This window comes from Candidatus Poriferisocius sp. (assembly GCF_965219815.1).
Taxonomy (GTDB): domain Bacteria; phylum Actinomycetota; class Acidimicrobiia; order Acidimicrobiales; family Bin134; genus Poriferisocius.
The window spans coordinates 1,701,030-1,712,888 of record NZ_OZ244791.1 but is presented as its reverse complement, the minus strand read 5'-3'; the positions used below and the strand labels follow the sequence as shown (position 1 = coordinate 1,712,888).

The window sequence follows — 11,859 nt, the reverse complement described above, 5'->3', positions numbered from 1 at the left end:
GGCGAATCAGCCCCCGAAGCCGATGGACCGACTGGCCGATGAGGGATCGAGTTCCACGTACGCCACGCTGGCGGCCGGCACCCCCACCTCGCGGCCCCGACTGTCGGTGAGCCACAACATCTCGCCCGATGCCAGACCCGTGGTGATGGCCTTCTTCACCGACTCCAAATCTGAGTCGGGGTCCATCTCCACTTCTATCTCCTTCTGGCTCCGGATCACTCCGATTCGGACGTTCATTGATCCACTCCTTGCACTCGAACTAGTTGATCTTCAGCTCCGGGCGGTAGATGCGCCGGGGCGGGGGATTGTCCACCAAATGAGCGGCCATGGCCGAAAAAGCCCGGCCGGCTTCGGAATCTGGAGCCTCTGCCGCTATTGGCCGGCCTTCGTCAGCCCCCTCCCGCAGGGCAGGAATCAGCGGCACCTGCCCGATCAAGGGCACTTCAAGTTGGTCGGCCAGTTCTTGGCCTCCCCCCGCGCCGAACAACTCATACCGCTTGCCGTCGTCGCCAGTGAACCAGCTCATGTTCTCGATAACCCCGCGCACGGTGAGATTGACCTTCTCGGCCATATACGCAGCCCGCTGAGCCACCCGCTGAGCGGCTGGTTGGGGGGTGGTCACCACGTAGACCTCAGAGCGGGGCAGGAATTGGGCCAATGAGATGGATATGTCCCCCGTGCCCGGCGGCAGGTCCACTAGCAGGAAATCGGGGTTATCCCAGGCCACATCGGTGAGAAACTGCTCCAGCGCTTTGTGGAGCATGGGGCCCCGCCAAATCACCGCTTGGTTTTCTTCGGCAAAAAACCCCATAGAGATGCATCGCACGCCATGTGCCTCAGGAGGCGCGATCATATCGCCGACCATTTGCGGCTCTTGGCCGATGCCCAGCATTCGGGGCACAGAGAAGCCCCACACGTCGGCATCCACCACCGCGGTGCGATGCCCAGCGGCGGCCAGGGCCACCCCCAGATTCACTGTGACCGACGACTTGCCCACGCCGCCCTTGCCCGATGCGATCAGCATCACCCGGGTGGTGGACTCCGGATCGGCGAATGGGATGGTTCGGCGCGGCGGTTCGGGGGTGTCGCCTGCGGCAGCCATGCCGGTAGATTACGGCATCGACTCAGAAATACCTGTGCCGTGACCATCCCGGTGCGATACCCAATTCCAGTGCCGTGACCGGTCGCCACTATCTCGACCATGCCTCCACCTCGCCCATCCGGCCCGAGGCGCTGGCGGCCATGAATCAGTGGTGGGCGGCTGGTCATGGAGACCCCTCCCGGATGCATGCCGAGGCGCTCGCGGCCCGTTACGAGATCGAGCAGGCCCGCCAGCAGGTGGCCGACTGCTTCGGTGCCCGCTCTCGGGAGGTGGTCTTCACCAGCGGAGCCACCGAGTCGATCGCCGCCGCGGTGCGGGGGGCGGCGCACCGGGGCGCCCACCAAGTGCTGAGTGCAGTGGAGCACTCCGCTGTGCGGCTGTCGGCCCAGCGGCTCGAAGCCCAGGGTCACCAGGTCACCGTGGTCGGCGTGGACAGCACCGGTCGGGTGAACCCCGATGAGATGGCCGCGGCTATCGGGCCCGACACTTCCGCGGTCCACTGCCAGTGGGCCAACCACGAAGTGGGCACGGTGCAGCCGGTGGCCGAGGTGGTGGCCGCCTGCCGTGAGCGATTCCCCGATGTGCTGATCCACATCGACGCCGCCGCCGCCGCAGGGCGGGTCCACATCGACTTTGCCGAGATCGGCGCCGACTTGATGTCGATCAGCGCCCACAAGTTCGGCGGGCCGCCGGGCATTGGTGCCCTGTTGGTGCGCCGCGGCCTGCGCCTGGTGCCGCTATTGGAGGGGGGCGACCAGGAGCGGGCTCGACGGGCCGGGCTGGAAAACGGCGCGGCTATAGCCGGATTTGGAGCGGCGTGCGCGGCGCTGGAGGACGGCGGCGTGGAGCAGGAGGCCAGCCGGGCCCAAACCCAATGCGACAAGCTGCGCAACCTGGCTCAGAGTATCGAGGGCGTCGTGGAGTACGGCCACCCCACCCAGCGCCTGCCCCACCTGGTGTGCCTGGGAATCAGCGACGTGGAACCTCAAGCCGTGCTGATTGCCCTGGACCGGGTCGGGGTAGCTGCCCACTCTGGCAGCTCGTGTGCCTCCGAGTCGCTGGAGCCTTCCCCCGTGCTTGAAGCCATGGGCGTAGACGCCCACCACTCGCTGCGCCTGTCCGTGGGTTGGCCGACAACCGACGAAGATGTGGAAGCAGCGGCTCAGGCGCTACAAGAGTCTCTAGAAGAACTACGCAAACTGCGGGCCTAGCCCAGCCAGTCGAAGAAGTCCGCGCCGGCCAGCGCGCTGGAGACGCCGTTGAGATCCTCCACGTGCAGGAACTCAAACCCGGCCGCCTCGGCGTAGTACCGATCGACGTCGGTGTCGCCAATGTGAATGTAGCGGCTGGCCTCAAACTGGTTCCGCACCTCGTCCAAATGGTGCTTGCCCCCCACAAAATCCACGTCGATCCCATGGATATCCCACAGCCGCTGCTGGTCGGACCGCACCCGGTCAGACCCGCTGCCGATCACATAACCCCTGGCCTTGGCCTGCCGCATAGCCTCCAGCAAAATCGGCCCCGGCGGATCGCCGCACTCCAGCGTGCCGTCAATATCAAACGAAATCAGGATGCGGGCAGGTTACTTTGCTCGGGAGGGAGGACTCGAACCCCCAATATCGGGACCAGAACCCGGTGTGTTGCCAATTACACCACTCCCGAAAGCAGCGGCCATTGTACTCCCCTACCCGGACGGGAGGGCAATGCTTTAGAGGTGGGAGCGGGCGGTTTGGAGGCGGTGGAGGACTTCCTCACGGGTGAGGTGGTTCACCATGGGTTCGAAGAGTGGGGGGCCTACTGAGCGGCCGGTGACGGCTACTCGGACGGGGGCCTGGGACTTGGAGCGGTTGACGCCGTGGGCCTCGCCAGCGGCGAACACGGCGTCTTTGACGGTTTCGGCGTCCCAGGGGCAGTCGGTGAGGGCGGCGATGGTGGCGTCGAGAATTTCGGGGGCGGCTTTGCCGCGGAGAACTGACTTTTCCCAGGACTGCTCGTCGATGTCTGGCTCATCGAGGAAGAGCCAGTCCACTTGGGGGACGATGCCGTCGAGCGTGCGGAGCTTCTCCTGCACTAGCGGGGCCATGGCGGCAACTACATCGGGGCGAAAGCGGTCGGGGGGCCAGGGCACGTCTTCGCCAGTGAGGTGGGGTTCGAGGGCGGCTAGGAATGTCTCTGGGTCGAGCTCGCGTATGTACACCCCGTTGAAGTGCTCCAGCTTGGCGATATCGAAGAATGCTGGCGCTTTGTTCACGTCTTCCAGCCGGAATTGCTCGATGATCTCGGCCATGGGGCGGATCTCCACCCCGTCGCGTGGACCCCAGCCCAGAAGGGCCAGGTAGTTGGCCATCGCCTCGGCCAGGAACCCCTGCTTCCGGTAGCTCTCCAATGAAACGTCGTCGCGGCGTTTGGACAGCTTCTTGCGCTGCTCGTTCACCAACAGGGGCAGGTGAGCGTAGACCGGCGGTGTGGCTCCCAGCGCTTCGGCTACCAGTACGGCTCGAGGAGTGCTCGACAGCAGGTCTTCGCCCCGGATGGCGTGGGTGATGGCCATGTCGGCGTCGTCCACCGCGTTGGCCAGCACAAAGGTTGGCGAGCCGTCGGAGCGCCAGATCACGAAGTCGCCCAGTTGGGCGTGGTCCACCGCCACCTCACCGCGGACTACATCGTCGATAGCCGTGGTGCCCTCCGGGGTTCTGAACCGGACCGCTCGGCCATCGCCCATTTCAGTGCCGGGAAGCTCGTTGTCATCGGCGTCGCACAGGTAGGCCCGGCCGTTGTCCAGCAACTGCTGCACTGCCTCCCGGTGACGCTCCCGGCGCTCCGACTGGTAGAACGGCCCCTCGTCGTAGTCAATGCCTAGCCATCCCAGGTATTCGAAGATGGCGTCGGTCAGCTCGGGGCGGTTACGGCTCTCGTCGGTGTCCTCGATGCGCAGGACCATGGTCCCGCCGGTGGCCCGGGCATACAGCCAGTTGAACAGGGCTGTTCGAGCCGAGCCGACGTGGAGGTAGCCGGTGGGCGACGGTGCGAACCGAACCCGCGGCGAATCAGCCGAAGACAGTGGCTCAGCCGGACTCACCGGTTGATGCTGACCGCGAACAGCTCAGCTCGGTTGTTGAGACAGGCGGCCTCAACCTCACTGGGAGGCATCCGAAGCACCGCCTCGGGAATCAGGTCCACTATTTGCCGGGCCTCGGCATAGTGATGGGGATGGCTGACACCGGCGAACAGCTCCTTGCGCCAGGCCACCAGTGACTCGTCAGGAGCGGGGGGCAGGAAGCCGAACACCCGGAACGCAACCTCCAAATCGGCGGCCACCGGGGCTCGTCCGAAGATGGCCGCCCGCTTCAACGCCACGCCCACACAGCCGGCGATGGCGTCGTCACCGTGCTCTCCGGCACCCAGCAGCAACTGGTCCTCGAAGCGTCGAGCCAGCCGCAGAGCGTATCCCTGGTCCGGTCCGGGCACGCCCAACCCGGCTCCTATCGGCTGTCCCCCCGTGAGCTCGGCCGGCCTATCCGCTAACCAGGGCTGGGGTCGGCGAGGCGGCGATACGTAGTGGCGGTCGGCCGCGGCGGTGTCGTTGGGAACGTAGTCAGGAGCGGCCATTTTCATCCTCGCTGTGGAGTAGTCCGAACACCAGGCTGTCCACCAGCGCCTGCCAGCTGGCCTCCACGATGTTGGTGGACACGCCGATTGTGGTCCACACCCGGTCGCCATTGGTGGAGTCGATGATCACCCGGGTGACCGCCGCAGTTCCCGCCGCGGTGTCAAGCACCCGCACCTTGTAGTCGATGAGCGAGATCGACCGGAACGCCGGATAGCGATCGGCCAGAGCCAGCATCAGCGCGGCGTGCAGGGCGTTGACCGGGCCGTTGCCCTCGCCGGTGGCCACGGTGCGCTCGCCGTCCACGTGGAGCTTCACGGTGGCCTCGGTGTCCATCTCCACGGCCACCTCGTTCCAGGCCCGGGCGCCGGTGCCCGACCGGTGCTCGGTGGAAACTCTGAACGACTCCAACTCGAAGTACGGCTGCGTCCATCCCGACGCCGCCCGCATCAACAGCTCCAGGGAGGCGTCGGCCACCTCGAAGTGGTACCCGGCGTGCTCCAGCTTCTTGAGGGTGTCCACAATCTCGCCGACGGCCTTGCCATCGAGGTCTAATCCCAGCTCTTGGGCTTTGAGCTCCACCGTGGAGCGCCCGGCCATCTCCGACACCACGAACCGGGTGCCGTTGCCCACCGCCGACGGATCGATGTGCTCGTAGGCGTCGGGGCGGCGGGCGATGGCGCTGGTGTGGAGGCCAGCTTTGTGGGCGAAGGCCGACGAGCCCACGTAGGCCTGCTGGGGGTCGGGCGGGAAGTTCACCAGCTCGGCCACGTGGTGCGAAACCGCGGTGAGCCGATCCAGCCGGTCGGGGGGAACGGTCTGCACTCCCATCTTCAAGCTGAGGTTGGCTATGATCGGCACCAGGTTGCAGTTGCCGGTGCGCTCGCCGTAGCCGTTGATGGTGCCCTGCACCTGGATGGCCCCAGCCCGCACGCCGGCCAGGGCGTTGGCCACCCCGCAGCCGGTGTCGTCGTGGAGGTGTACCCCCACCGGGGTGTCCAGGTAGTCGACCACCGCACCCACGATGTCTTCCACCCGGGTGGGCAGCGAGCCACCGTTGGTGTCGCACAGCACCAGCCGGTCGGCGCCGGCCACCGCGGCCGCCTCCAGCACCGCCAGGCTGTATTCCTGGTTGTGATGGAACCCATCGAAGAAGTGCTCGGCGTCGAAGAACACCCGCATGCCGTTGTCCTTCAAGAACCGCACCGAGTCGGCCACCATGGCCACCCCTTCGTCCAGGGTGGTCCGCAGGGCCTCCACCACGTGGTAGTCCCAGCACTTGCCCACGATGCAGGCCACCTCGGTGCCTGAGCCCACCAGGTTGGCCAGCGTGAGATCCTCATCGGTGCGCCCCTTCACCTTTCGGGTGGAGCCGAAGGCCACCAGGGTGCTGGTCTCCAGGTTCAGCTCATCGCGGGCTCGGGCGAAGAACTCGTCGTCTTTGGGGTTGGAGCCGGGCCAGCCCCCCTCGATGTAGTGGACCCCGAGGGAGTCGAGCTGGCGGGCGATGCGGAGCTTGTCCTCCACCGTGAGGGAGATCCCCTCAAGCTGGCTCCCGTCGCGAAGAGTGGTGTCGTAAATCTCTACCGCGGCGGGCAGGGACCGGGACCCGGTCGCCTCAACGGTCGACATGCTCGTTCCAGTGCCGGTACTGGGCCTGCCGACCCCGCACCGCGTCCTGGAACACCTCTTGGATCTTGCGGGTGATTGGACCGGGATCGCCGATCTCGCGGTCGTCCACCGACCGGATGGGCACCACCTCGGCCGCCGTACCTGACAGGAAGGCCTCGTCAGCCAGATACAGATCGCTGCGCAGCAGGTTGTCGGTGGTATAGGGGATGCCCAGATCAGAGGCCATGGTGCGGATGGCGTCCTGGGTGATGCCCTCCAGCGCTCCCACCGCGGTGGGCGGGGTGACGATGGTGCCGTCGCGCACCACGAACACGTTCTCTCCGGTACATTCGCTCACATAGCCCTGGGGCGACAGCAGAATCGCCTCGTCGTAGCCGGCCTTCAGCGCCTGCACTTTGGCCAGCTGGCTGTTGATGTAGTGCCCGCACCCCTTGGCCGCGGTGGGCATGGAGTTGGGATCGTGGCGCTGCCAGGAGCTGACCATGAGGCGCACCCCGTTCATAACCCCTTCGTCGCCCAGATAGGTGCCCCACGGCCACACGGCGATGGCCACGTTCACCTCACACGACAGCGGGTTCAGCCCCATCTCGCCGTAGCCCAGATAGGCCAGCGGGCGGATGTAGCAGCTCTTCATGCCGTTGACCCGCACAGTCTCCTTGGTGGCGGCCACCAGTTCGTCCACCGTGAAGGGAATGTCGATCTGGAGGATCTTGGCGCTGGCGAACAGGCGGCGGATATGGGGGGTTAGCCGGAACACCGCGGCGCCCTCGTCGGTCTCATAGGCCCGGATGCCCTCGAAGACCCCGTTGCCGTAGTGGAGCGTGTGGGTGAGCACGTGAACGGTGGCGTCGGCCCAGTCCACCAGCTCGCCGTCCATCCACACCTTCTCCGTGGTCTCGATTGGCATTGTGCTCAGATCCTTTCTGCGCTCACTGCTTCGATCTTCGCGGGCCTCACACCCGCTCTGCGATGGCGTCGCCGATCTCGGTGGTGGTCCCGTATTGAGTTGTCGGATCGGCACAGGCCGCCCGAATCCGGTTGGCTGCGTCGGTCTCGCCCAAGAACTCAACCATCATGGCCGCCGACAAGATCGCGGCGGTGGGGTTGGCCCGGCCGGTCCCCACAATATCGGGTGCCGAGCCATGAACCGGCTCAAACATCGACGGCCCGGTGCGGTCGGGGTTCAGGTTGGCCGAGGCGGCCAGCCCGATGCCGCCCGACACCGCTCCGCCGAGATCGGTGAGGATGTCGCCGAACAGGTTGTCGGTCACTATCACGTCGTAGCTCTTGGGGTCTTCCACAAAGTAGATGCAGGCTGCGTCCACGTGGTTGTAGGCGGTGGCCACATCGGGATACTCCTCGGCCACCTCGTTGAAAGTGCGCTCCCACAGATCGCCGGCAAAGGTCAACACGTTGGTTTTGTGTACCAGGGTGAGGTGGCGCCCCGGGCGGCTGCGGGCCAGTTCGAAGGCGTAGCGAACACAGCGCTCCACCCCGAACCGGGTGTTCACCGACCCCTGGGTGGCCACCTCCGCGGGGGTGTGGCGGCGCAGGAAGCCGCCCTCCCCGGCGTAGGTGCCCTCGGTGTTCTCCCGGATCACCTCGAACTCGAATGCACCGTCGGGCGACCGGAACGGGCGGCGGTTCACGTACAGGTCGAGCTCGAAGCGCATCCGCAGCAGCAGCCCCCGCTCGATGACGCCGGGGGGCACGTCAGGGGTTCCCACGGCCCCCACGTAGAGGGCGTCCAGCCCCCGCCACTCCTCCATGATCTCATCGGTCAGCACGGTGCCGTCGCGCAGATAGCGGGCGCCGCCGAGGTCGTAGGGCACCGTGTCGAGCTCCACGCCGGCCGCGTTCAGCACCTTCAGGCCCTCGGCAACGACCTCGGGGCCGATCCCGTCGCCGCCGACGATTCCAATCATGTGGGCCATGGCCCATCAGAATACGAATACAGCCTTACCGAAAGCGAACGCTAAAATTGACCTTTATGCCGGAAACCCATGAGCTGTCCCAGACGGCCTTCGACCGTCTTCAGGCTGAGTTCGAACAGCTCACCACGGTCGGACGGGTGGAAATCGCCCGCAAGATCGAAGCGGCCCGAGAATTGGGCGATCTGAGCGAGAACGGCGACTACCACGCGGCCAAAGACGAGCAGGGCAAGATGGAGACTCGCATCGCCCAGTTGGGCGCAATGCTGAGGAACTGCCGAATCGTCGAGGCCGGCGATGGGACCAAAGTTGCGGTGGGCTCGGTGGTGACAGTGGCCCACGACGGCGACCCCGACGACGTCGAGACCTACTTGGTGGGCTCGATCGAGGAGCGCCACGACGGGCTCGACGTGATCTCCCCGGCATCCCCGATGGGGTCGGCCATCATCGGAGCGGCTGTGGGCGACACCGTGCCCTATGAGAGCCCCGCGGGGGGCACGCTGACAGTGCAAATCGTGTCCCTTGAGCAATAGCGGCCCCAGTTGCCGTGGCACCGCGTTCCACCAGGGATTAGCCAGGGTGGTCTTCTTTGAGCAGTAGCGGCGCACCGATTGGCCCCAGCCTGCCGCCGGGTGAGTTCGTCGACCTCCCCGAGCGGGGGCGGCTGTTCGTCCGCCGGGCCGCCGGGCCGCCGGACTCCCCCACCGTCATGCTGCTGCACGGCTGGACGGTGACCGCCGACCTGAACTGGTACCCGGCCTTCGAGCCGATCTCCCAGCGGGCCTCGGTGGTGGCATTCGACCATCGGGGCCATGGCCAAGGGGTGCCCACCCGGCGATTCAGGTTCGCAGACTGCGCCGCTGATGTGCTGGCCGTGGCCGACGCCCTGGGCATCGGCCGCTTCGTGTGCGCGGGCTATTCCATGGGCGGCGCCATCGCCCAGCTGGCCGCCCGAGCGGCGCCCGAACGGGTCACCGGGCTGGTGCTGGGCGCCACCTCCACCAGCTTCCGGGGCCGGGGATTGCGGGCCGTCCGCTTCTCGCTGCTCCCGGTGGTGGCCGCCGCCTCCCGCTTGACCCCCGTGAAGCTGCGGTATTGGGGCTGGGAGCAGACCGTGTTCAACGTGATCGGCACCAACATCGGCCGATGGGCCCAAACCGAGGTGCTCAAAGGCGATCCTCAGGCCATGCTGGACGCCGGCACCGAGCTGTTCAACTTCGACTCCTCGCCGTGGATCGCCGAACTCCCCATGCCGATCGCCCAGGTTCGCACCGTGGGCGACAAGGTAGTGCCCGACTACCTCCAACAAGAGCTGGCCGATGCCGTGGCCGGCATCAGCGTGTACTCCTACCGGGGCGGCCACGCATCGGTGGTCACCGACTTCGACAGCTTCTGGGACTGTCTGAGCAAGGCCCTCGATGCGGTGGGAGTGCCAGCCAGTCCTGATTCCGAGAGCAGTGTTGCTCCCGATCCATCCCCATCCGAGGCCACCCGATAGCCTCAGAATTACCGCGAGAAACGCAAGAAACCGGAGCGCACATGGGCCGAACCCTCAGCGAGAAGGTCTGGGACCGCCACGTCGTCCACCAAGCCGACGGCGAGCCCGACCTGCTGTTCATCGACATGCACCTCATTCACGAGGTGACCTCGCCGCAGGCCTTCGACGGTCTCCGCATGAACGGCCGCACGGTGCGGCGCCCCGACCTCACCGTGGCCACCGAAGACCACAACGTGCCCACCGACGACATCGCTTGGCCCATCGCCGATCCCATCTCCCGCCAGCAGGTGGAGACGCTGCGGGCCAACTGTGAGGAATTCGGCATCACCCTGTACCCCATGGGCAGCCCCGGCCAGGGCATCGTGCACGTGATCGGCCCGGAGATGGGCCTCACCCAGCCGGGAATGACCATCGTGTGCGGCGACAGCCACACCTCCACCCACGGGGCGTTCGGTGCGCTGGCCTTCGGCATCGGCACCAGCGAGGTGGAGCACGTGCTGGCCACCCAGACCCTCCCCCAGCAGCGCCCCGGCACCATGTCGGTGACCGTGGACGGAACCCTGCCGATGAGCTGCACCGCCAAGGACGTGATCTTGGCCATCATCGGGCGCATCGGCACCGGCGGGGGTATCGGCTCGGTGATCGAATACCGGGGATCGGTCATCCGGTCGCTGTCGATGGAGGGGCGCATGACGGTGTGCAACATGTCCATCGAGGCCGGAGCCCGGGCTGGGTTGATCGCCCCCGACGACACCACCTTCGAATACCTCCAGGGGCGGCCCAGCGCGCCGACTGGATCGGCGTGGGAAACCGCGCTGGAGGATTGGCGCAGTTTGTCGACCGACGATGACGCCGCCTTCGACAAGGAGGTGGTGATCGACGGGTCGGAACTGGTGCCCCACGTGTCGTGGGGCACGAACCCGGCTCAAGTGGCGCCCATCGACGGCACCGTGCCCCATCCCGACAGCTTCGCCGAGAGCAGCGGGCGGGAGTCGGCCGCCCGAGCGCTCCACTACATGGGCCTTGAGCCCGGCACCCCGCTCAAGGAGGTCCCGGTGGACACGGTGTTCATCGGCTCCTGCACCAACAGCCGCATAGAAGACCTGCGCATTGCCGCCGCGGTGGTCGAGGGCCGCCGGGTGCGTCCCGGCGTCCGCACTTTCGTGGTCCCCGGATCGGGCGCGGTCAAGGCCCAAGCCGAGTCTGAGGGCCTGCACGAGGTGTTCAGGGCCGCCGGTTTTGACTGGCGGGAGCCGGGCTGTTCGATGTGTCTGGCCATGAACCCCGACAAGCTGGCCCCCGGTGAGCGCTGCGCCAGCACCTCCAACCGGAACTTCGAGGGCCGCCAGGGCAAGGGAGGCCGCACCCACTTGGTGTCCCCCGCCGTGGCCGCAGCCACCGCAGTGACCGGCACCTTCGCCACCCCCGGAGACCTGTCATGAAGCCGGTCCGCACTATCACCGCCACCGCGTTGCCGCTGGACCGCAGCGATGTGGACACCGATCAGATCATCCCCAGCGACTGGCTCAAGCGGGTGGAGCGCACCGGCTTCGAGCAGGGCCTGTTTTCAGAGTGGCGCGAAGACCCCGATTTCGTGCTCAACGACCCCCGCTTCGCCGATGCCCGCATCCTGGTGGCCGGACCCAACTTCGGCACCGGCTCTTCCCGGGAGCACGCGGTGTGGGCCATTCAGCAGTACGGCTTCGAGGCGGTCATCTCCCCCCGCTTCGGCGACATATTCCGCAATAACGCCACCAAGAACGGCCTGGTGCCGGTGCAGGTGAGCGAAGATGTGGGCCGCACCCTGCTCAGTGCCGTAGCCGATGACCCCTCCATCCAGATCACCGTCAACGTCGAACAGCTCACTGTGTCGGCCCCCACCGCCGGCGTGAGCACCGATTTCCCCCTCGACGGCGCCGTTCAACACCGCCTGCTGAACGGCCTAGACGACATCGGCCTCACCCTGGCCTACTCCGACGCCATCGCCGCCTTCGATGCCACTCGCCCCGCCTGGATGCCCTCTCTGGCCCGATAATCCTCATTTCTCTCAATTTGTCGGGAACCAAGCGTCGGAGGTCTATCGTCATAG

Annotated in this window: 13 protein-coding genes and 1 tRNA gene; 5 read left to right on the top strand and 9 right to left on the bottom strand. The window is 66.5% G+C overall.

Features of this window, described 5'->3' with window-relative positions; all coding sequences use genetic code 11:
- Positions 1-6: 6 nt before the first annotated feature.
- Both ACOQPI_RS08120 and ACOQPI_RS08115 read right to left on the bottom strand, forming a co-directional pair.
- On the bottom strand, positions 7-237 hold the full coding sequence (locus tag ACOQPI_RS08120; RefSeq protein ID WP_419850686.1) for a DUF3107 domain-containing protein: 231 nt from the start codon (positions 235-237) through the stop codon (positions 7-9).
- Positions 238-259: 22 nt separating this feature from the next.
- The gene (locus ACOQPI_RS08115; RefSeq protein WP_420619165.1) at positions 260-1,102 is read right to left on the bottom strand and encodes an Mrp/NBP35 family ATP-binding protein; all 843 of its coding nucleotides are present in this window, start codon (positions 1,100-1,102) and stop codon (positions 260-262) included.
- Between the two features lie 74 nt (positions 1,103-1,176).
- Here ACOQPI_RS08115 and ACOQPI_RS08110 point away from each other — a divergent pair, with 74 nt between their 5' ends.
- Positions 1,177-2,313: a cysteine desulfurase family protein gene (locus ACOQPI_RS08110; protein WP_420619164.1), complete on the top strand. Its 1,137-nt coding sequence runs from the start codon at positions 1,177-1,179 to the stop codon at positions 2,311-2,313.
- Here ACOQPI_RS08110 and ACOQPI_RS08105 read toward each other — a convergent pair.
- From ACOQPI_RS08105 to ACOQPI_RS08075, 7 genes are all read right to left on the bottom strand, one after another.
- Positions 2,310-2,603: a DUF7124 domain-containing protein gene (locus tag ACOQPI_RS08105; protein ID WP_420619163.1), complete on the bottom strand. Its 294-nt coding sequence runs from the start codon at positions 2,601-2,603 to the stop codon at positions 2,310-2,312. The two genes, ACOQPI_RS08110 and ACOQPI_RS08105, sit on opposite strands and share 4 nt — an antisense overlap.
- An 89-nt stretch (positions 2,604-2,692) precedes the next feature.
- A tRNA-Gln gene (locus ACOQPI_RS08100) sits at positions 2,693-2,764 on the bottom strand.
- Positions 2,765-2,810: 46 nt separating this feature from the next.
- Positions 2,811-4,163, bottom strand: a complete 1,353-nt coding sequence (locus tag ACOQPI_RS08095; protein ID WP_420621008.1) for a glutamate--tRNA ligase — start codon at positions 4,161-4,163, stop codon at positions 2,811-2,813.
- A 14-nt stretch (positions 4,164-4,177) separates the two neighbouring features.
- Positions 4,178-4,711 (bottom strand): hypothetical protein, encoded by a 534-nt coding sequence (locus ACOQPI_RS08090; RefSeq protein ID WP_420619162.1) that lies wholly within the window; start codon positions 4,709-4,711, stop codon positions 4,178-4,180.
- Positions 4,698-6,341 (bottom strand): citramalate synthase, encoded by a 1,644-nt coding sequence (cimA, locus tag ACOQPI_RS08085; RefSeq protein ID WP_420619161.1) that lies wholly within the window; start codon positions 6,339-6,341, stop codon positions 4,698-4,700. The genes ACOQPI_RS08090 and cimA overlap by 14 nt, the downstream gene beginning before the upstream one ends.
- Positions 6,328-7,248, bottom strand: a complete 921-nt coding sequence (locus tag ACOQPI_RS08080; protein WP_420619160.1) for a branched-chain amino acid transaminase — start codon at positions 7,246-7,248, stop codon at positions 6,328-6,330. Before ACOQPI_RS08080 ends, cimA begins: the two co-directional genes overlap by 14 nt.
- A 46-nt stretch (positions 7,249-7,294) precedes the next feature.
- Complete coding sequence (locus ACOQPI_RS08075; protein WP_420619159.1) at positions 7,295-8,275, bottom strand: 3-isopropylmalate dehydrogenase; 981 nt, start codon at positions 8,273-8,275, stop codon at positions 7,295-7,297.
- A gap of 56 nt (positions 8,276-8,331) precedes the next feature.
- Between ACOQPI_RS08075 and ACOQPI_RS08070 the strand changes: the two genes are divergently transcribed.
- Genes ACOQPI_RS08070 through leuD form a run of 4 tightly spaced genes read left to right on the top strand, consistent with a single transcriptional unit; the run spans position 8,332 to position 11,805 of the window.
- The gene (locus ACOQPI_RS08070) at positions 8,332-8,805 is read left to right on the top strand and encodes a GreA/GreB family elongation factor (RefSeq protein WP_420619158.1); all 474 of its coding nucleotides are present in this window, start codon (positions 8,332-8,334) and stop codon (positions 8,803-8,805) included.
- Between the two features lie 56 nt (positions 8,806-8,861).
- On the top strand, positions 8,862-9,770 hold the full coding sequence (locus ACOQPI_RS08065; RefSeq protein WP_420619157.1) for an alpha/beta fold hydrolase: 909 nt from the start codon (positions 8,862-8,864) through the stop codon (positions 9,768-9,770).
- 41 nt (positions 9,771-9,811) lie between these two features.
- Positions 9,812-11,212: a 3-isopropylmalate dehydratase large subunit gene (gene leuC / locus ACOQPI_RS08060; protein ID WP_420619156.1), complete on the top strand. Its 1,401-nt coding sequence runs from the start codon at positions 9,812-9,814 to the stop codon at positions 11,210-11,212.
- Positions 11,209-11,805: a 3-isopropylmalate dehydratase small subunit gene (gene leuD / locus ACOQPI_RS08055; RefSeq protein WP_420619155.1), complete on the top strand. Its 597-nt coding sequence runs from the start codon at positions 11,209-11,211 to the stop codon at positions 11,803-11,805. The genes leuC and leuD overlap by 4 nt, the downstream gene beginning before the upstream one ends.
- Positions 11,806-11,859: the final 54 nt, after the last annotated feature.